The organism is Rickettsiella endosymbiont of Miltochrista miniata (assembly GCF_964031245.1).
Taxonomy (GTDB): domain Bacteria; phylum Pseudomonadota; class Gammaproteobacteria; order Diplorickettsiales; family Diplorickettsiaceae; genus Aquirickettsiella.
The window spans coordinates 1,563,217-1,582,435 of record NZ_OZ035017.1 but is presented as its reverse complement, the minus strand read 5'-3'; the positions used below and the strand labels follow the sequence as shown (position 1 = coordinate 1,582,435).

General features: G+C 37.2%; 20 protein-coding genes and 1 tRNA gene. 14 read left to right on the top strand and 7 right to left on the bottom strand.

Going from position 1 to position 19,219, the window contains the following annotated elements:
* The first annotated feature begins 101 nt into the window (after positions 1-101).
* Positions 102-431 (top strand): response regulator, encoded by a 330-nt coding sequence (locus AAHH40_RS07295; protein ID WP_342220010.1) that lies wholly within the window; start codon positions 102-104, stop codon positions 429-431.
* Between the two features lie 116 nt (positions 432-547).
* Here the strand turns inward: AAHH40_RS07295 and AAHH40_RS07290 are convergent, their stop codons facing one another.
* Positions 548-718 (bottom strand): hypothetical protein, encoded by a 171-nt coding sequence (locus AAHH40_RS07290; RefSeq protein ID WP_342220009.1) that lies wholly within the window; start codon positions 716-718, stop codon positions 548-550.
* Between the two features lie 278 nt (positions 719-996).
* Positions 997-2,208, bottom strand: a complete 1,212-nt coding sequence (locus AAHH40_RS07285; protein WP_342220008.1) for an amino acid permease — start codon at positions 2,206-2,208, stop codon at positions 997-999.
* A 504-nt stretch (positions 2,209-2,712) separates the two neighbouring features.
* Between AAHH40_RS07285 and AAHH40_RS07280 the strand changes: the two genes are divergently transcribed.
* The 3 genes from AAHH40_RS07280 (at position 2,713) to AAHH40_RS07270 (ending at position 4,428) form a co-directional block, all read left to right on the top strand.
* The gene (locus AAHH40_RS07280) at positions 2,713-3,102 is read left to right on the top strand and encodes an iron-sulfur cluster assembly accessory protein (protein ID WP_342220007.1); all 390 of its coding nucleotides are present in this window, start codon (positions 2,713-2,715) and stop codon (positions 3,100-3,102) included.
* A gap of 77 nt (positions 3,103-3,179) precedes the next feature.
* The gene (locus tag AAHH40_RS07275; RefSeq protein WP_245756787.1) at positions 3,180-3,392 is read left to right on the top strand and encodes an HPr family phosphocarrier protein; all 213 of its coding nucleotides are present in this window, start codon (positions 3,180-3,182) and stop codon (positions 3,390-3,392) included.
* An 85-nt stretch (positions 3,393-3,477) separates the two neighbouring features.
* The gene (locus AAHH40_RS07270; protein ID WP_342220006.1) at positions 3,478-4,428 is read left to right on the top strand and encodes an N-acetylmuramoyl-L-alanine amidase-like domain-containing protein; all 951 of its coding nucleotides are present in this window, start codon (positions 3,478-3,480) and stop codon (positions 4,426-4,428) included.
* Between the two features lies 1 nt (position 4,429).
* Here AAHH40_RS07270 and pmbA read toward each other — a convergent pair whose 3' ends face one another.
* A complete protein-coding gene (pmbA, locus tag AAHH40_RS07265) occupies positions 4,430-5,794 on the bottom strand; it encodes a metalloprotease PmbA (RefSeq protein ID WP_342220005.1) in 1,365 nt (454 codons plus the stop codon).
* 110 nt (positions 5,795-5,904) lie between these two features.
* Here pmbA and AAHH40_RS07260 point away from each other — a divergent pair, with 110 nt between their 5' ends.
* From AAHH40_RS07260 to AAHH40_RS07240, 5 genes are all read left to right on the top strand, one after another.
* Complete coding sequence (locus AAHH40_RS07260) at positions 5,905-6,330, top strand: rhodanese-like domain-containing protein (protein ID WP_342220004.1); 426 nt, start codon at positions 5,905-5,907, stop codon at positions 6,328-6,330.
* A gap of 30 nt (positions 6,331-6,360) precedes the next feature.
* Positions 6,361-6,618, top strand: a complete 258-nt coding sequence (gene grxC / locus AAHH40_RS07255) for a glutaredoxin 3 (RefSeq protein WP_342220003.1) — start codon at positions 6,361-6,363, stop codon at positions 6,616-6,618.
* Positions 6,619-6,621: 3 nt separating this feature from the next.
* The gene (secB, locus tag AAHH40_RS07250) at positions 6,622-7,119 is read left to right on the top strand and encodes a protein-export chaperone SecB (protein WP_342220002.1); all 498 of its coding nucleotides are present in this window, start codon (positions 6,622-6,624) and stop codon (positions 7,117-7,119) included.
* A 9-nt stretch (positions 7,120-7,128) separates the two neighbouring features.
* Positions 7,129-7,815: a dephospho-CoA kinase gene (gene coaE / locus AAHH40_RS07245; protein ID WP_342220001.1), complete on the top strand. Its 687-nt coding sequence runs from the start codon at positions 7,129-7,131 to the stop codon at positions 7,813-7,815.
* 145 nt (positions 7,816-7,960) lie between these two features.
* On the top strand, positions 7,961-10,108 hold the full coding sequence (locus AAHH40_RS07240) for a hypothetical protein (protein ID WP_342220000.1): 2,148 nt from the start codon (positions 7,961-7,963) through the stop codon (positions 10,106-10,108).
* On the opposite strand, the gene AAHH40_RS07235 is transcribed toward AAHH40_RS07240, so the two are convergent.
* A complete protein-coding gene (locus AAHH40_RS07235; RefSeq protein ID WP_342219999.1) occupies positions 10,105-11,472 on the bottom strand; it encodes a TolC family outer membrane protein in 1,368 nt (455 codons plus the stop codon). The genes AAHH40_RS07240 and AAHH40_RS07235 overlap by 4 nt on opposite strands.
* A 90-nt stretch (positions 11,473-11,562) precedes the next feature.
* On the opposite strand from AAHH40_RS07235, the gene AAHH40_RS07230 reads away from it, so the two are divergent.
* Together AAHH40_RS07230 and parE are read left to right on the top strand one after the other, a co-directional pair.
* Positions 11,563-12,186 carry an NUDIX domain-containing protein gene (locus AAHH40_RS07230; protein ID WP_342219998.1) on the top strand — a complete coding sequence of 208 codons (624 nt, stop codon included), beginning with the start codon at positions 11,563-11,565 and terminating at the stop codon, positions 12,184-12,186.
* Between the two features lie 10 nt (positions 12,187-12,196).
* Complete coding sequence (parE, locus tag AAHH40_RS07225; RefSeq protein ID WP_342219997.1) at positions 12,197-14,101, top strand: DNA topoisomerase IV subunit B; 1,905 nt, start codon at positions 12,197-12,199, stop codon at positions 14,099-14,101.
* A 20-nt stretch (positions 14,102-14,121) separates the two neighbouring features.
* On the opposite strand, the gene AAHH40_RS07220 is transcribed toward parE, so the two are convergent.
* On the bottom strand, positions 14,122-14,784 hold the full coding sequence (locus tag AAHH40_RS07220) for a class I SAM-dependent methyltransferase (RefSeq protein ID WP_342219996.1): 663 nt from the start codon (positions 14,782-14,784) through the stop codon (positions 14,122-14,124).
* A gap of 263 nt (positions 14,785-15,047) precedes the next feature.
* On the opposite strand from AAHH40_RS07220, the gene AAHH40_RS07215 reads away from it, so the two are divergent.
* A tRNA-Glu gene (locus tag AAHH40_RS07215) sits at positions 15,048-15,123 on the top strand.
* A gap of 218 nt (positions 15,124-15,341) precedes the next feature.
* Positions 15,342-15,950: a carbonic anhydrase gene (locus tag AAHH40_RS07210; protein ID WP_342219995.1), complete on the top strand. Its 609-nt coding sequence runs from the start codon at positions 15,342-15,344 to the stop codon at positions 15,948-15,950.
* Between the two features lie 15 nt (positions 15,951-15,965).
* On the opposite strand, the gene AAHH40_RS07205 is transcribed toward AAHH40_RS07210, so the two are convergent.
* Positions 15,966-16,553, bottom strand: coding sequence for an RnfABCDGE type electron transport complex subunit B (locus tag AAHH40_RS07205; protein WP_342219993.1), 588 nt, complete (start codon positions 16,551-16,553; stop codon positions 15,966-15,968).
* A gap of 93 nt (positions 16,554-16,646) precedes the next feature.
* The gene (metG, locus tag AAHH40_RS07200; RefSeq protein ID WP_342219992.1) at positions 16,647-18,314 is read right to left on the bottom strand and encodes a methionine--tRNA ligase; all 1,668 of its coding nucleotides are present in this window, start codon (positions 18,312-18,314) and stop codon (positions 16,647-16,649) included.
* Positions 18,315-18,393: 79 nt separating this feature from the next.
* Between metG and apbC the strand changes: the two genes are divergently transcribed.
* A complete protein-coding gene (gene apbC / locus AAHH40_RS07195) occupies positions 18,394-19,215 on the top strand; it encodes an iron-sulfur cluster carrier protein ApbC (RefSeq protein ID WP_342219991.1) in 822 nt (273 codons plus the stop codon).
* Positions 19,216-19,219 lie beyond the last annotated feature (4 nt).

Genomic DNA, 19,219 nt, shown 5'->3' with positions numbered 1-19,219 from the left:
TTTTAAGCAAGGAGAAATAGAAAAGTGGATAAAAAAAAAGAATTTTATTAGTCGAAGATCAGCTGATAATTCAACGGGTGCATAGTATTTTTTTACGGAAAATGGGTTACCAAGTTGATATTGCCGCAAATGGAAAACAAACATTGGAAATGTGTTTAAATAGCACTTATCATCTTATTATTCTTGATGCCGGTTTGCCTGATATGCAAGGCGTTGAAGTGGGAAAAAGAATTCGACTATTAGAAAAAAATCATAAAGCTAATCGAAAGCCGATAATATTATTAAGCGCATATCCAGCTAATAATTTAAAAACATGGTGCCAGGAAGCAGAAATAGATAATTTCTCAACTAAGCCTATTCCATATAAAGATCTACATATTATGCTAGAAAATATTTTTAATCAGCAAGCAGTCAATAATGACATTATTTAGCTCAAATGAAAAAACCCCTGAAAACTATTATGTGTTCCCAGAGGTTTTTTGTTTTTTTACAGATTTTTTAGCTTAAAATTTTAAATATAGTAAACAGAGCGATAAGCGCTTAAACTTTATTTTAAATTACCTAGATTAGCGAAATTTGCTGAAAACGTCAGAGGAGGTTCTTGTTCCTCCTTCTTTTCAGATGATGGCTCGTGATTAATTACACAGGCCAATATCCAAGCTATACCTAATTCTAGTCCTGCTAATACAACTCCGACTAATACACCATCTATTATCATATTTGTCCCCCATTCAATTGTTGAAATTTCTTAGTTAATTTTAGGAAATTTTAGTTATTTTTTTCTACTATAACGAATTAAAAAATATTAAAAATTGTCCTGTTTTTTAAAAATAAAAAACAATTTTTCTAAATTCCTATTAATTGATTCCCTATTAATATTGGACTTTTACTTGGAAAAGGGGTAGTGGGACGAGATGAAAGGGTTGTAAGTGGTTGGATAAGAAAGATGCAATTCAATGACTATAGCAATTAGCCTGCACATTTGTAGGCCAAATCTTAGGTAAAAGCTATTTGAACTCCGTTACCAATAAATAAAACGCCTGCGATACCGAGTACTAACAATAAGGGCCTTCCTCCTTTGACTCTAAATCCTGTGGCCAAAGAGTTTTTTCTATAGCGTCCACGCCAAGCCATTAAAGATGGGAGTAAAATAAAAAGTATTGCACAATAAATTCCGGCATAACTTAATGCGCCAATAAAAGCGCCAGGATAAAAAAGTACTACTGTCATAGGAGGTAGAAACGTAGCCAAATAAACAATAACTCCACCTTTTCCTCGTTTAGTAGTCCTTAAACCATCAGCCAAAAAATCAGATAAACTTAGCCCACTCGCAAGAAAAGAGGTGGCTAGGCAAATAGAAGTAAAAATTCTGGCCATAAAGGTAATTAATGAATTATTTAACGTATTGCTTAATTGCATAACAAACTCACTGGTTGAGTGTTTGGAATGTAGCATATTAATTAATCCATAATTTCCTTCACGAGGCAGTACTCCCATGATACATAGATCCCAAAATAAATAACAAAATAAGGGAATTAAGCTACCTATTAAAATTGCTTTTCGTAATTTTGGAATATCATCTTTAAAATAAGTACGCAGGCTAGGTATGATATTAGCAAAAGTAAATGAGGTAATCATTACGGTTGCTCCGCTCGTTAAGTAAAGCATGTTTCCATCTGTTAACTTAGAGCTCGAGATAGAAGGTATAATAAATAAAATAAGTAAAATATAAATGCTAAACTTACTAAACATTAAACCGCGATTCACATAATCGACATAATGAATGCCTCGGTATACTACATAACTTAAAATCGCTACAAATAGAAGGATAGATAACCAGTTGGGTATTTTAAAACCTAAATTAAGCAATAAGCCGCTAAGAAAATCGCCTCCCCCAGCCATATAAGCGGCAAGGACCGAATAAAACAATAAAAGATAACTTATCCAGGCAATGGACTCACCCCAACGCCCTAATAAAATGCGTGACATGGAAATAATGTTAGTATTGGCAGGGAGCCACAGATTAACTTCAAGCACCAAAAAAGCGCTGGCAGTCATTATGAACCAGCATAGTAATAAAAGAATCAGGGAGTTTGTAAACCCTGCTTCTGCTGTTGCAATAGGTAATGCTAACATTCCACCCCCTATTGCTGTGCCCACTATGAGTAAAATACCCCCAAGAAGCTTAGTATCTAAGTTGTTAAACATATTAAAGAGTTAAAAAAATGCAAATTGAGTATATTTTAATATCTAAAGTTAACCGTACAACAAACACTTTTGTGACACAAGTAAAAATTTCTCATTAAAAAATTAAGTACTACTTTTAATGATTCGATCATTAAGAATCGTTGTGATGATTGGAATTTTCGTTTGAGAATTTTCTGTTGAGGAAAAGGCTGAATTAAGAGTTTTTTATTCTCATTGTAAATGCTATAGCAACGTATTTTTTTACTGGATATTTTTACTATGCCTATAGTTCCTTTTTGACAGACTCTCGAAGAGTCTGAGCTATTGAGAGCATCATTTTGGCTTTTAGATTTAATTAAGATCCCTACAGGCAGACCAAGCTTTATCTTTTTTTGAGTAAAAAAAGCCATTTTAGCCTGTTTTGTAGGCATAATAACTACAAAAATTAGGAATATTACTCCAAATGGAAAAGAGTCTTAGAGCACTACTTTGTTACCTAACTTATTAAGTGGTAATATGGGATTTATGACACAAGTTAATGTCCCTATCTACGACCCTGCTGAAAGTAAAAGCAAGGGTGATCAGCTTTGTTTAACTCCTTCAGCGATTCAGCATATTAAAAAGATCCTCGCTAAGCAGGCGGGAGAAAAGTGTTTTCGTTTGAGTGTTAAGCGTTCTGGTTGTTCAGGTTTTGCTTATGTAGTGGATTATGCAGATAGCTTCCATTCTGAAGATTTAAAATTTTCTATTGATAATGATTTAGTTGTTTTTGTTGATCGAGCAAGCTTTCCTATCCTACAGGGGATTTGTATTGATTATGTACAAAACGGACTTAATGGGACGCTGAAATTCATTAATCCAAATCAAACGGCCGCCTGTGGATGTGGCGAAAGTTTTAGTATAGAGGAAAAATAGAGGATTAATTTCCTCACTATATGATATGTAAAATTATTACGATAAATAACAAATTGGGATTACATGCACGCGCTTCTATGAAGTGGGTCAAAATCGCAAGATGTTTTATTAGCCAAATTACGCTCAAATGTAATGGTAAACAAGTAGATGGAAAGAGTATTTTAGAAGTTATGGGGCTTACCGCTCGACAAGGAAGTCCTGTTGAAGTCATCGTCCAGGGAGAAGATGAGGCTGCAGCTTTAACAGTACTAGAAAAATTAGTTACAGATAGGTTTGGTGAAGAGGGTTGATATATGCTCACAGCATGGGTTTTTGGCGAGGCGCCGCGAGACTGAAGTACCCGGAGCTTATTTTACTATATATGAGGATTCCGGATTGAGCGGCAATACAGACAAAAATTTAACTGCGAAGAGTATTCTGTGCCGACTTTTCTGCATTCTAGTCGCGTTCTGTTTTTCATTTATCTCTTTAAGTTATGCAGACACACAAACCGATGAGTCCGTAGAACAATTAGTCTCTCTAAACCAGAGTTATCCCATTCAGCATCGAATTGAAATTCAAAGCGCCGCATTACTGAATACACCTTATATGGATGGAGCGCTAGGTGAAGGTATTAATGGTAGATATGATCAAAATCCCTTGTATCGAGTTGATTATTTTGATTGTGAGACCTATGTTGATACCGTGATGGCTCTGGCACTGGCTAAGAATCTTCAAGATTTTAAAAACAAAATAAATCAAATTCGTTATAAACAGGGTAATGTGAGTTTTACTCAACGTAATCATTTTCCTAGTGCTGATTGGATTCCTAATAATAAAAGGAATGGATATATTCGTGAGTTAAATTATTTAATAGCTGGTCAAGAAACCAGCATGACTAGAACCCAGATTAATCTGCGAAATTGGTATCACAATTTAACTATAGATAGAATCCAAATTCCTTATTTAACTCCCCAAGAAAAACAAGCGCGATTATTTCAATTAAAAAAAGAAGGTGGGGCATTATATGGAAGTAGAAATGTCAGTATATCTTATATTCCGGTCTTTGAATTGTTACAAAATCCTGGCTTAAGACAAAAAATTCCTACTGGAAGTCTAATTTTTTTTGTCGGCCATGATTCTTATCTAAGTTCTCGGATAGGAACTCCTATGAATGTATTACATATGAGTTTTGCGATATGGAACAATGGTCAGCTTTATTGTCGCATGGCTTCGTCGAAAGCGGGAAGAGTATTAGATGTTCTTTTTCCGGATTATTTAAAAACCTATTTATCACTGGGCACTTTGGATGGTATAAGCGTGTGGTCTATCACAGACCAAACTTAGATTATTCTGTTCCTGCTATCATCATCTTTTCTAAAAAGATTGAGCCCGTTTGAATAGAGCTCTTGTTATTAATATCATTGCCAACAGCTATGATATTTTGATACATATCTTTTAAATTGCCTGCAATGGTAATTTCTTCCACAGGATATAGTACCTCTCCATTTTCAACCCAGAAGCCAGCTGCCCCTCGAGAGTAATCACCAGTTACTAAATTAATACCTTGTCCCATAACTTCAGTGACCAGTAAGCCTTTGCCCATCTGCTTTATGAGATCATTAAGATTAAATTGACTCGTTTCCAGCAAAATATTATGAAATCCACCCGCATTTCCTGTTGTTTGCAAGCCTAGTTTTCTGGCTGAATAACTATTTAGCAAATATCCGCGTAAAATCCCCCTTTCAACTAACATTCGATCGCTGGTGCGAACACCTTCGTCATCAAAAGGAACACTTCCTAAAGCGCGTAGTAAATGAGGTTTTTCATAAATAGAAATTTTTTTGGTAAAAACGGATTTTCCGATATGATTGACTAAGAAAGAGGCATTACGATAAAGATTTCCGCCCGATATAGCCTCAAGAAAAGTTCTAATTAAGCGGTCGGCTATTTCTGAATGAAAAATCACTGGCACCTGACAAGTGGAAACACGTCTTGCGCTAAGGCGTTTGACAGTATTATCAACGGCCTCTTTGGCTAATGCTTCAATAGATTGTAATTGATGAGGATTACGATTTATGGTGTAGCTGCCATCACGCTGCATACCCGATTTATCTTTCGCTATTAAACTACAAGAGATGTTGTGCATGGAGCTAGGATATCCGGCCAAGAATCCATTGCTGTTAGCATAAACATAAATAGCTTCTTGTGTAGATAAGCTGACTCCTTCTGAAAATGTTAATCGCTTATCCTTAGCGAGTGCATGCGCTTCACAGTCTTTACCCAACGCAATAGCGTTTTGTGGATCGATCAGCCAAGGATGATAAAGGTCCAAATCAGGGGGTGTCTTTTCTAAAAGTTTGGGTTCTGCTAGGCCACTAAAGGGATCTTCGGTAGTAAAACGCGCTATATGACTCGCCGCTTCTAAGGTGCTTTTAATGGCTTGGGGACTAAAATCCGAAGTGCTTGCTGAACCTTTTTTTCGGCCAAAATAGACATTTATTCCCAAACTTTTGTTGCGGTTATGTTCGATTGTTTCAACTTCTTGATTACGAACAGTTACTGAAAAGCCAGTATCATGACTGATACTGGCTTCAGTTTGAGTAGCCCCTTGTTTTTTTGCCATATTCATCAGTTCAGTTAGCAAACTTTTATAATCTGCTTGCTTATTTACTAGCTCTAATGGATGCTGATGTTTTATTTGTGTAGGCATAAAACCAATTTCTCGATGTTAAAATGTAAGAGAGTATAGCGATGGGTAGTAAATTTCGCTAGACTAGCGTATCTAAGATGAGACAAATACCAAAATAAAGGTTAAACAAAATGCATCAGTTTATCGAATTTAGTTTACGACATTGGGAGCTGTGGCTAGCTTTTTTTGTTATATTAATTTTATTACTGACCTTTGAATTGCATGCTAAGCTAACGGGCACACTGCCTCTTAGTGTCCAGGAAGCTATTTTTAAAGTTAACCGAGAAGATGCGGTTTTTTTAGATGTTCGTGATGCCCTTAGTTTTAAAAAAGGACATATTGCTGAATCTATTAATATACCGCTTTCTGAGCTTAAAGCCAGGTTAAGCGAGCTTGACTCATATCGGGAAAGGCCTATTATCATTAACTATAGCCAAGGACAATCACACCATAAAATTGGTAGACTATTAAAAAATGCTGGATTTACAAGATGTTACCATCTTAAAGGTGGAATTGTGAGCTGGCAGAATGCGGCGCTGCCTATCATCAAAAGCTAATTCTTCGATTATTATAAAGGGGTATTTTTTATGCAAAAAGTAGTGATTTATACCACACAGGGTTGTCCTTATTGTGCCGATGCCAAAGAGTTACTGAACAAAAAAGGAGTTAAGTACGAAGAAATTCAAGTTGATAAAGATGCTAATAAATTAGCAGAAATGATAAAATTAAGTAACCGACGTTCAGTGCCGCAAATATTTATTAATAATAAACCTATCGGAGGATTTGATGATTTATCAAAATTAGCTACCTCTGGTGAATTAGATACTTTACTAAAAGGCGAGTAATTTATGAATCAATCAAGCAAACCTACCCAACAACCCGAATTTATTATTCAACGAGTTTATGTTAAAGATTTATCACTAGAGACTCCTCATTCTCCTCAAGCTTTTCAAGAAGAATGGCAACCGGAGTTAAACTTGCAGTTTACTATGAATACCAGCGACATAGGCGCTGACAATCATGAGGTGGTTTTACAGATCACGGTGACAGCGAAGTCGAAAGATAAAACCTTATTTTTGGTTGAGGTAAAACAAGCAGGTCTTTTTACGTTAAAAGGATTCACCGAAGAACAAAACCATCAGGTGATGAGTATAACCTGCCCTACTATTTTATTTCCCTATGCCAGAGAGGCTGTTTCAGATTTAGTTGGCCGAGCTGGGTTTCCACCCCTCTACTTAGCACCAGTTAATTTTGAGGCATTGTATGCTCAGCAAATGCAAGAACAGGATGATAAAGATGGTAGTGGGAAAAAAGAAAACTCTTCGAATTCTATTATTACGCATTAATTTGCTAGCGTGTTTACCGTAGCGTTAACAGGCGGTATTGCAAGTGGTAAGTCTACTGTTGCCCGTTATTTTGCTGAATTGGGAGTAAGTATTATCGATGCTGACCAAATTGGTCGTGAGCTTGTTGATAATTCCCCAGAAATCCGCAAGCAGTTAGTTGCCCGTTTTGGTGTTAGCCTATTAAAGAAAAATGAAACTATCGATCGAGATAGATTACGAGCCATTATTTTTGCTCATCCCAAAGATCGCGAATGGCTAGAAAACTTATTGCACCCTTTGATTTATCAAGAAATAAAGCGTGCTATTCAGAAAGCTACGGGTTTATATTGCCTTGTTGTCATCCCTTTATTATTAGAGGGTAGAACTTCCCAATTATTTAAAAAAAAACCTTCTTCAGATAATTATATTCAGTTAGATCGGATTTTGCTGGTCACGGCTCCTAGGGAGTTGCAAATTCAACGTGCAGAAGAACGCGATCGTTTGGAAAAAAATCAGATCGATGCGATTTTAGCTGCGCAAATCTCTCCAGTGGCAAGCATTAAGCAAGCAGACGATATTATTCACAATGAATCTCATCTGCAAAGCTTACATAAATCTACTCAGGCAATGCACGAAAAATATTTGTCATTATTAGCCCCATCAAAAAATTCTCTTGAAGATTCAGTTTTTCTTGGTTATTATCTCGCTTTCAAATAGGAATGATTCTTAATATCATTTAATAGATCCTTAAGCTAATGAGACTAAGATATCCTTGGAATTTATTTAGAAATAATCCCAATTTACTAATTTTACTAAAATATCCGAGAAATTGGATGTATATCGTTGTGAATGAGAGGTTGATATGCGTATAAAAAAAACTAAAGCCTTACGTTATGTAGTTGCTACATTGTTGACAATGGGTACGGTTTTATCGGTAGGCTTTTTAAGCTTTTCAGGATTATGGATTATTTATCCATATATTATTCCGGCTATATTAGCTTTTTTTCTTTCCGGAGTGATCGAAGGAAAAGTTTTTGGAACCGGTATCTTTAAAGGATTGGCAAGATTAAAACTACTTGGCTCTAAAGCACAACAACATTTGCTTATTTTGGAGTTAAATCAGCTCATAATCCATAAAATGAAGGCTGATTTTAATTGGTTGGATCGACAATGCCCATTTTTAAAGGATTATTGGCAGCAAAAAGAATATTATAAATCATTGAAGAAAGATCCTCATGTACAAGAAGTCAAATTACAAGAAGCTAAAGAGAGATTAGACGAACTAAAAAATTATTTTTATCAGAAAGTAAGTAAGTCAAATTTTAGAGGTAATGATTATCTTGATGAAAATTTAAAAGAAGCAGGCAGGCATTTACTTCAATCAGCGAAACGCAGTGTATGGTTCCTACGTTTTTTCTGGATAGTTAGTATTTCAACAGGTGTTGTGTCTGGGTTTGTCACAGCTTTTGCTGTACAAGAAGCCATAACCGTTGGTTTGGCATTGTCACTCTCAGTCACAGCTATTAGTGCCATAGTATGGCCAGTTGCCATATTTGCAGCTATAGGGGCAACGTTTTTACTATACTATGCGATTACCGATATTGTAAAAAATGATGCTATTAGCAAGGCTTGTAGTAAAACCCTTGAGCTATTTAAACGGAACGCCCAAGAATCTATAAGTGCTTATATATTGCGTTTATTGGCCTTATCGATAGCGGTAGCTGGCGTTATTAGTTTAACAGTGTTCGCAACGGCTGCTTCTGGCGGCACTTGTTGGATAGTCATGCAAAAGGGTATAAAATTATTAGCTCCTAAATTGCCAGTTTTTGTTGCTTACTGTGCGAGTACTATTTTAATACCTATAAATTTTGCTACAGATTTAATTTATGGATTGAGTACCACTTTACAAACTACTGATAATTGTAAAAACATATTCATTGCAATATTTGAGGGAATAAAACATCCTATTAGGGCAATTAAAAGTTTTTGTTTCAACATTGAAAATAAATTAGATAAATTAAAGGAGAAAGAAAGTTGGGGACAATTTTTTAATCCTTTTCGTATTCTCGCTAAGCTTATCATTTCACCCTTGCAATCAGTGGTTTTTATAGGCCATTTAATTAGTATTGGATTGACTACGGATCGTTTTTTAAATGTGCCACCTCCTTTGGTAGCGGGACTCTGCGCAACATCAGAAGGACTACAGGATCTTAGTTTTATCACCAAAGAGGACGGTCATAGCCATGATGATGGGCAACATGATCATGAAGAAGACGATGGTCACGATCATGGAAATCTATTACAACTCCCTTTGCAAGTTATGCTTTCACCTATACTTATAATCGTTGGAATTTTATATTGGGGCGTTAAGAAATGCGGCGATGATGAAGTTAGTTTTTTTGATGCGATAGCTCGAACTTTTGAACTGCCTTTGTTGAATATAGTTTTTTTCCCTTTACTATTGCCGAGCGCTATTTGGCATTGGACTTTTAAAAAATCCGAAAGTGATTTAACTTTTATTGAATCGATTAAGAAAAGTTTCGATATACATAGCCATGATCATGGAGAAAAAACCCCATTGACTACGCCAGAATTATCTCCTAACTGGCGAGAAAAAGAACGTCCTCAATGGATGTTAAACACGGCTAGAAATCGCTTAAATTCTGCAAAAATCGATAAAAAAACAGCAGTTGAAAAACAAAAGTGTTTAGCAGAGTTATCTTCGGAAGAAGGTTTAAACTATGTTGCTGAGAAACTAAATAATGGAAAAACAATCGATGAGGTTTTATCTCAATATGAAGTAGGAATGGCAAAAAAACCAGAAGAATCTAGGCCGTTAATTAATGGAAATAGTAATGGATACAGTAATGCTTATGCTTCAGAAGCGCAAACAGTGTTTTTTAACAGTATTTTGAATAAACAGAGGACATTTTTTAAACCTGAATCTAAAGAAACAACAACGGCAAGAAGTGTTAGAGATGCATTTCGTTTAGTGAGAAGTACTGGCTAAAGCAACTGATTGATTTGCACCAAATCATCAGGCTTTAAGCTACCTGCGGCTTGCTTCAGTAATAATGTATCTAACAGATAATTATATTGATCGCTAGCCGTAGCACGTTTTGCATCATAAAGATTTTGCTGTGCAATAAGGACATCGACAACAGTCCGTGTTCCTGCTTTATAACTTTCTTCGGTACTATCCAATGAAAGTTGTGCTGATTTGATTGCTTGCTGTTCAGCCTTGATTTTGCTGATATCGGCAAGTACATCATTATACTTTTGTCGTGTATTAATGATAAGCAGACGATAGGTATTATCTAAATTAGCACTGGCGGTTTGAAAGTCATATTGAGCTTGACGAGTTTTAGAAGACACTGAACCTCCTGCAAAGAGGGGAATATCTAATTGCAAGCCCAGTGTTCCGCCATTTTTATTTAGTGAGCTAGGAACATTATTAAATGTAGCCGTCTTTCCGTAATTACCAATTAAGCTTAAACTGGGTAAATGTCCAGAAGCTTGCATCTTTATTTTCTCTCGAGTGACTTCTACACCATAGCGAGCGGCCATCAGTTTAAGATTATTGCGAGTAGCCGCGTTAATCCAAGCTTCGATATTTTCTGGTTGCGGGCTTTGTAATGGTATTTTCTTTGTAAAAGCTTTTATGGAGGAATAAGTTTGCCCTGTTAATTGACGCAATGCCTCTTGATTATTGCGTAAAGTATTCTCAGCACTTATTTCCGTAGCAAGTGACTTGTCGTATGCCGCCTTAGCTTCATAAACACTAGTCAATGCGTCTAAACCGACTTGGACCCGTTTCTGAGCTTGATTCAATTGTTTACTATCGGCAGCTTTTTCTGCTTGAGCGAGTCTTAGAGTGTCTTGTGCGGATAAAACATTAAAATAGGCTGTTGCGACACGAAAAATCAGATCTTGTGCTGCGGCTGCCAAGCTTAGATCAGCTTGCTTGCCTGCATTATTGGCTTGCTTTACCGCTAGCCAAGCATTGATATTAATTAATGGTTGTCTAACTGAAATATTATACCCTTGAGATTGCAGGTTGCTGATTCCATTCGGTTGCCCAGCGGTCGGAGGCTGTGTAATGTTTTGGTAATTATTAGAGACGTTAGCTTGGGCTGAGATATTAGGTAAAAGGGCAGCTACACTCTGAGGTATCGCTTCCCGTTGAGATAACCGAGTGGATACAGCAGCCTGATAGGCAGGATCGCTATTTAAGGCGGCTTTATAAATATCGATTAAATCTGCAGCAAAAGTAGGTGTAAGGGGTGCAAAACACAAATTAACAACTAATACTAATCTAGAATAAATAGTTAGTCGTCTGGCAGATTTATAGATAAAAAAGTCGAGTAGTGTCATTATTGTTTTTATACTAAAAGAGCAAAAACCTAGACTTTTCTAAGTAAAAGCCGCTTATTATGACAGATTTCATAATCGAGATATAGCCCTATGAATTCCCAATTCGACCGTTCAGATGTCAAAATTTTGCAGCAGCAAATCGTCTATCAGGGGCATTTTCAGCTAGAGCAATGGAAGGTCCAATTTCGTCTATTTAATGGCGGCTGGAATTCGCCACGGCTCAGAGAAGTGTTTGAACGGGGTGAAGCGGTGGGCGTGCTACTGTTTGATTCGAATAAGGATCAGCTGGTTTTAATCGAACAGTTTCGGGTAGGAATTGCTAAAAAAGCCAAAAATCCTTGGTTAATTGAAATAGTGGCTGGTGTCATTGATAAGGGTGAAAGTTTAGAGCAAGTTGCACGACGAGAGACGCAAGAAGAAACCGGCCTAGAAATAACGAATTTATTTCCCATTTGCCAATATTGGGTGAGCCCAGGAGCAAGTTCAGAACGTATGTATCTTTTTTGTGGACAAGTTGATGCCGAATTAGCACAAGGAATTCATGGTGTGGTTGAGGAAGGTGAAGATATTCGTTTGCATGTTTTAAGCCTAACAGCTGCCTATAATTTACTCAATCAAGGAAAAATTAATAATGGTTCGACTATTATTGCTTTACAATGGCTGCAACATAACGAGCTCATTGTGCGAGACGCATTTTTGAAAAAAAGCGGGTAACTACTATTTTATGAAATCTAAATCTTCTTCTTCAAAAAAATACACCGCTGAAGCGATCGAAGTCCTAAGCGGCCTTGACCCCGTAAAACGACGACCCGGTATGTATACCGACACCTCTCGGCCTAATCATTTGGCACAAGAAGTTATTGATAACAGTGTTGATGAGGCTATGGCCGGCTACGCAAAACATATTGATGTGGTGCTATATGCCGATAATTCTTTAGAAGTCAGTGACGATGGTCGTGGTATGCCAGTAGATATCCATCCTGAAGAAAAAGTGACGGGTGTAGAACTTATTCTGACCAGACTTCATGCGGGTGGTAAATTTAATCATAAAAATTATCGCTATTCGGGTGGCTTGCATGGAGTCGGTGTGTCCGTGGTGAATGCTTTATCGCGTCACTTAGAAGTGACTATTAAGCGTGATGGATTTATTTATCAAATACAATTTGAACACGGTAATAAAAAATCCAACTTAAAAAAACTAGGCAAAGCTGATCAAGCAATAACAGGGACTTCTTTACGCTTTTGGCCTGATAAACATTATTTTGATACGGAAAAATTTTCGGTCAATCGTTTAAAACATAGTTTGCGCGCTAAGGCTGTCCTTTGCCCAGGGCTACACGTTAGTTTTACTGATAAGCAAAACAATAAAAAAGAGAAATGGTTTTATGAAGATGGTGTTGTTAGCTATCTAAAAGATAGTCTAAGTCAATATACCTGTTTACCTACCGAGCCTTTTTACGGCCATTTTGCTGGAGAAACAGAGGAAGTTGATTGGGCATTATGCTGGTTACTAGAAGGTGGCGAAGGATTGATGGAAAGTTACGTTAATTTAATTCCAACCATCCAGGGTGGAACTCATGTCAATGGTTTACGTACCGGCTTACTCGAAGCAATGCGAGATTTTTGTGAGTTACGTGACTTATTGCCCCGAGGTTTAAAATTAGCTCCGGAAGATGTATGGGAAGGATGTCACTATGTATTGTCAGTAAAATTGTTAGAGCCCCAATTTTCTGGTCAAACTAAAGAAAGACTTACTTCGCGTCAATCTGCAGCATTCGTTTCAGGCGTAATCAAGGATGCTTTTAGCTTATGGTTAAATCAGCATATTTCCGAAGCAGAAAGCCTAGCGGAGTTAATGATAGCCAACGCACAAAAACGTTTACGTGTAAGTAAGCAAATCGCGCGTAAGAAAATTTTAAGTGGCGCAGTATTGCCAGGAAAATTAGCTGATTGTACACAAACAGATTTAAGTCGTACCGAATTATTTTTAGTAGAAGGTGATTCCGCAGGCGGATCGGCAAAGCAAGCGCGAGATAGAGAGTTTCAGGCAATTATGCCATTACGAGGTAAAATATTAAATTCTTGGGAGGTGGCGAGTAATCAAGTATTAGGTTCACAAGAAATTCACGATATCGCCGTGGCTATAGGTGTTGATCCCGGGTCTGGTGATTTATCGGGTTTACGTTATGGTAAAATCTGTGTTTTAGCCGATGCGGATTCTGATGGTCTGCATATTGCTACGCTACTATGCGGTTTATTTTTAAAACATTTTACACCCTTAGTTGAAGCAGGACATATTTATATTGCTATGCCTCCACTTTATCGTATTGATATTGGCAAAGAAGTTTTTTATGCCTTGGATGATGATGAAAAGCAAGGTATTTTAGACAGATTAAGCGCAGAAAATAAAAAAGGAAAAATAAGCATACAGCGATTTAAAGGCCTAGGCGAAATGAATCCTATGCAATTGCGCGAAACAACCATGGCGCCCGATACACGAAGGCTTGTTCAACTTACCATAGATGATGAACAAAAAACGCTTTCTTTAATGGATATGTTGTTAGCGAAAAAACGATCAGGCGATCGAAAAACATGGTTAGAACAAAAGGGAGATATCGCCACACTCTAAATTTTATTAAAGAAAAGTAATTAATGTTTCCTTACTATAGTCAGACCATCACCTATTGGGATTAAACACATACTGATGCTCTTATCTTGATAAATAGCTTGATTAAACGCGCGAATAGCTAAAGTTTGTTTGTCGTGAGCGTGAGTGTCAGCGACTCGGCCGCTCCAAAGTACATTATCAACCAGCATTAGGCCGCCCGGTCGGAGTAAGGTTAATGAACGCTCATAATAATTTAAGTAATTCTGTTTATCTGCATCAATAAAAATAAAGTCGAAACTATTCGAGTGCTTTTGTTTAATTAAACTATCGAGGGTTTCTAATGCTGGTGCTAATTGCAGATCAATTTTATGCGCTATGCCGGCTTTTTGCCAAAAATCTTGCGCTATAGCGCTTGTTTCAGTATTGATATCACAGGCAATAATTTTTCCCGTTTCTGGCAGAGCTAAAGCGACCACTAAAGAGCTATAGCCTGTATAAACCCCTATCTCCAATGTTTTTTTTGCTCCAATTAACTCAATTAGGAACGCCATTAATTGCCCTTGTTCAGGTGAAATTTGCATACCATGAGATGATAATTGTTGAGTTGTTTCTCTTAATGACTTTAAAATAGCCGGTTCACGCAAGGAAACGGATAACATATATTGATAAAGCGTATCGCTTAGATTTATGGTTTGGTTCGACATGGCTATCCTGAGTAAGTAGGCTTAAGTTTAAATATACAGGGTTAAAATAGATTTTGTATAATTTGATTTTATGAAGTTACACTCACAGCAATTGGGCCTTTGCCAAGGCGCCCGCGAAAACGAAGCAACCTTCGTTTCTTCAAGATACATGAGGATTACGAGTTGAGTGGCAACACAGAGAAAAAATTCAAGCGCGAAGAGTAAATTTTAGACATTGACATTCTGGCTCAGCGCGGCCAAAATAGCGGACCTTAAACCGCCAGGTCCCCATCGTCTAGAGGCCTAGGACACCGCCCTTTCACGGCGGTAACAGGGGTTCGACTCCCCTTGGGGACGCCATTTCTTTAAAAAAAACGCGTCGTTTGCGTTGCTAGATTATACTAGAGGATCACCAATCCCCCTTTACATTGGTTTTTAAGATTTAGAGTCTAAGAGAATATAACCTAATCGTTAACAATATGGCTCGTAAAATAAGAATTTTGTAGTAATATTTTTATAATAATAAATCTGTCTTAAATTAAATATTTACTTAAGTAAATATTGATGTGGAGAAAAACATGAGCCATATTTTTAGTAAAATATTACATGGTTACAGTGTATTTAGAAAAAAATATGCTGTGGGTGATAATGCTGTCATGCGATATTTAGCCGACTCCGGTCAAAAACCTCAAATAATGGTCGTTTCATGTTGTGACTCACGTGTCGATCCAGCATTAATACTGCAGTGTAATCCAGGCGATTTATTTGTAGTACGTAATGTCGCGAATATAGTGCCGCCTTACCAAAAGGATGAAGCATTGCATGGGACGAGTGCCGCCTTAGAATTCGGAATTTGTCTGTTGGGCATTAAGCATCTTATTTTACTGGGACATAGTCAGTGCGGAGGGATAGATGCTTTATTAAATAGTCAAAATTTATCACAAAACGATTTTATTACTAAATGGGTTTCTTCAATAAAAATACCTGGCAGTCAGGTAAAAAATCCAGATGAATATGCAAAATTAGCTTTAAATCGTTCTTATGAAAATTGTATGACATTTCCTTGGATAAAAGAAAAAACAGAAGCTCAAGCATTAACTATCCATCGATGGTTTTTTGATATTAAAACTGGCAAAATTTTCACTTATTCAGAAAGATATAAAATCTATCAAGAATTAGATATTTAATTGTATGATTAGTTTTTAGTTTTTGATTTGTAAGCGTCGTTTTTTTTCTTTTGCCCGTTTAATTGCAGCTTGTATATAAGCGGTTTGTGCGTTTGGGAGTGAAATATTTTTAGTTAGATTATTCTGATCTTGTTTTAATTCAAGTCGCTGCTTTTTTGCATAATAACGCTGCCGTGCCTGTTGCGGTTTATAGTTAGGCGGACTTAAAGACAACATATCAATACAATCAACTGGGCAAGGTGCAAGACACAACCCACAACCGGTACACTCTTGTGTTAGTACCACGTGTAATTGCTTGGCAGCACCTATAATAGCATCAACCGGACAAGCTTGGATGCACTTCGTGCAGCCTATGCATTCGGACTCGCGTATATACGCTGTCAAAGCAGGCTTTTCCTGCTTCTGCATTTCTTCTATAAATGGTTCAGGATTCTTTTCTAGCAATTTGGCTAAAGCCTGTAGCGTTTTTACACCGCCCGGCGGACAACGATTTATCTCAGCCTTTTCTTCTGAAATGGCCCGAGCGTAAGGCAAACAACCCGAATAACTACACTGTCCACATTGAGTTTGCGGTAGTAAAGCATCAATTTCGTTAACCGGCATTTTTAAATCTCTAGTTTGGAGAGATAATTTTTTTGATTTCATTTTTTAGATTATATTATGCCGCATCTATAGCGCCTTCTGGTCTAATATATATTAATCATTAACCTGCGCTATAGAATCTGTTTTTTGGATATTCTGGATAGTTTCTTCAGGAATGCGCTGCAATAAAGGCGTAAAAGTGTTAATCGTATGATCAAGTAAGATTTTTTGTCGTTGATCCCAAGTCATTACAGGAATATTTAGAAAGTGTTCCACTTTTTCAGCAGTGATGGGCAATACCGGCTTTAAATAGATCATTAAAATTCTAAACAGATTTAAACCTAAACTACATACATCCTGAGCTCGCTGAATGCAGTCAGAATTTTTTATCAAGAGCCAAGGTTTCTCCGCATCGATCATTTGATTTGCTTGATCGGCTAATTCCATAATACTTTTCATTGCTCGATTGTAGTCGCGGTTTTCATAGAAATCGGCAATCTCATCACCTTTTTGGATAAATTCTTGAATGAGTTCGGGGATTAATGAAGTTGCGGACAATTTATTAGCAAATTTTTTATTTATAAAACTTGCACAGCGACTTGCAATATTGACCAGTTTACCTATCAAATCCGAATTAATTTTCTGGGCAAAATCTCCAAAATTAAAGTCAATATCTTCCGCTTTCTGAGTGAGTTTTGTGGCGTAGTAATAGCGTAAATATTCAGGATCCAAGTAATTTAGATAATGACGTGCGGTGATAAATGTACCGCGCGATTTTGACATTTTTTTACCATTAACGGTTACATAACCATGTACAAAAATAGCGGTGGGTCTGCGAAAGTCTGCACTTTTTAGTATGGCAGGCCAGAAAATAGCGTGGAAATTAATGATATCCTTGCCAACGAAATGATAAAGTTCAGTTTTTGCTAGGTCTGACCAATAATCATCAAAGTTAAGATTGTCACGATGTTCACACAGATTTTTGAAGATTGCCATATAGCCAATAGGCGCATCGATCCATACATAAAAAAATTTGTTATCCGTTCCTGGAATTTTAAACCCAAAGTAAGGTGAGTCTCTCGAGATATCGAGATCGTGCAAACCTTCCTTAAACCACTCTAAGAGTTTATTACTAATTTCTTCAGCAAGATGATTGTTCGTAGTGATCCATTCGCGTAGAAAATCTGAATAATTCGAAAGTTTAAAAAAGTAATGTTCAGATTCTTTTGCAATCGGTGTTGCACCCGAAAGTGTAGATTTAGGATCAATGAGATCCAGCGGGGAGTAGGTAGATCCACAGACTTCACAGTTATCACCATATTGATCAGGGCTTTTACAACATGGGCATGTTCCTTTGACGTAACGATCCGGTAAAAACATTTGCGTTTTTGGATCGTAAGCTTGTTGGATAAGCTTACTATAGATATCTCCTTTATCTTTCATACGCTGATAAATAAGCGTTATTAATGCTTCATTTTCTGGGGAATGCGTGGTATAAAAATTATCAAAATCGATATAAAATGCGGAGAGATCACGCTTGTGGTCTTCCGCAACATGAGTCACTAATCTCTCTGGACTGATATCACGTTGTTGTGCTGCTAACATTACAGGCGTACCATGCGCATCTTCACCGGATATAAAAATGCAATCACGTCCAAGCATTTTTTGAAAACGCACCCAAATATCTGCCTGAATGTGTTCTAATAGATGGCCGATATGCAAAGGGCCATTGGCATAAGGCAAAGCGCTTGTGACTAATAGTTTGCGATGTGTTTGCTGCATACTCATCTTTTGCGTATTATTGATTCCCAGATTCTGCCTTTTTGCTAGGAGTGACGTCAAGTTATAATTCTAAAATGCCATGTTAAAAATTACTGATAGGGTTAAACATATTATTGCTGTTGCCTCTGGAAAAGGGGGTGTTGGGAAGTCAACGACTGCTGTTAATTTGGCATTGGCGCTCGCAGAAAAAAAAGGTGTTAGAGTTGGTATATTGGACGCGGATATCTATGGTCCCAATCAACCGCAGATGTTAGGTGTTAGTGAGAAGCCAACCAGCAAGGATGGTAAAACTTTAGAGCCTGTATATGCTCATGGCCTACAGTCTATGTCCATAGGCTATTTAATCGATGTGAATACCCCAATGATATGGCGTGGCCCTATGGCTACGGGCGCTTTACAGCAATTATTAAACGATACTCACTGGGATAACTTGGACTATTTGATTGTGGATTTGCCACCGGGTACGGGTGATATCCAATTAACCTTAACTCAAAAAATTCCTCTCGCTGGGGCAGTGATAGTAACGACACCTCAAGATATTGCTTTGCTAGATGTACGCAAAGCCATTGGTATGTTTAATAAGGTAAAAGTGCCCTTATTGGGCGTAGTCGAGAATATGTGTACGCATGTGTGTAAGAAATGCGGTCATGGGGAATCTATCTTTGGTGATGGTGGGGGTGAGCGAATTGCCAAAGAATGTAACATTACCCTATTAGGCGTTCTACCGTTAGATAGTAGGATTCGCAAGCAAGCTGATTCAGGTAAGCCTATTTTTCTTGCGGAACCACAGAGTGCTATCGCTGATATTTATCGAGGCATAGCCAATAAAATAGCTGATCAGTTAAGAAACTCAAAAACTAAAGCTTTTCGATTTCCAAAAATTGTTATAGAGAAGCAATAGTATT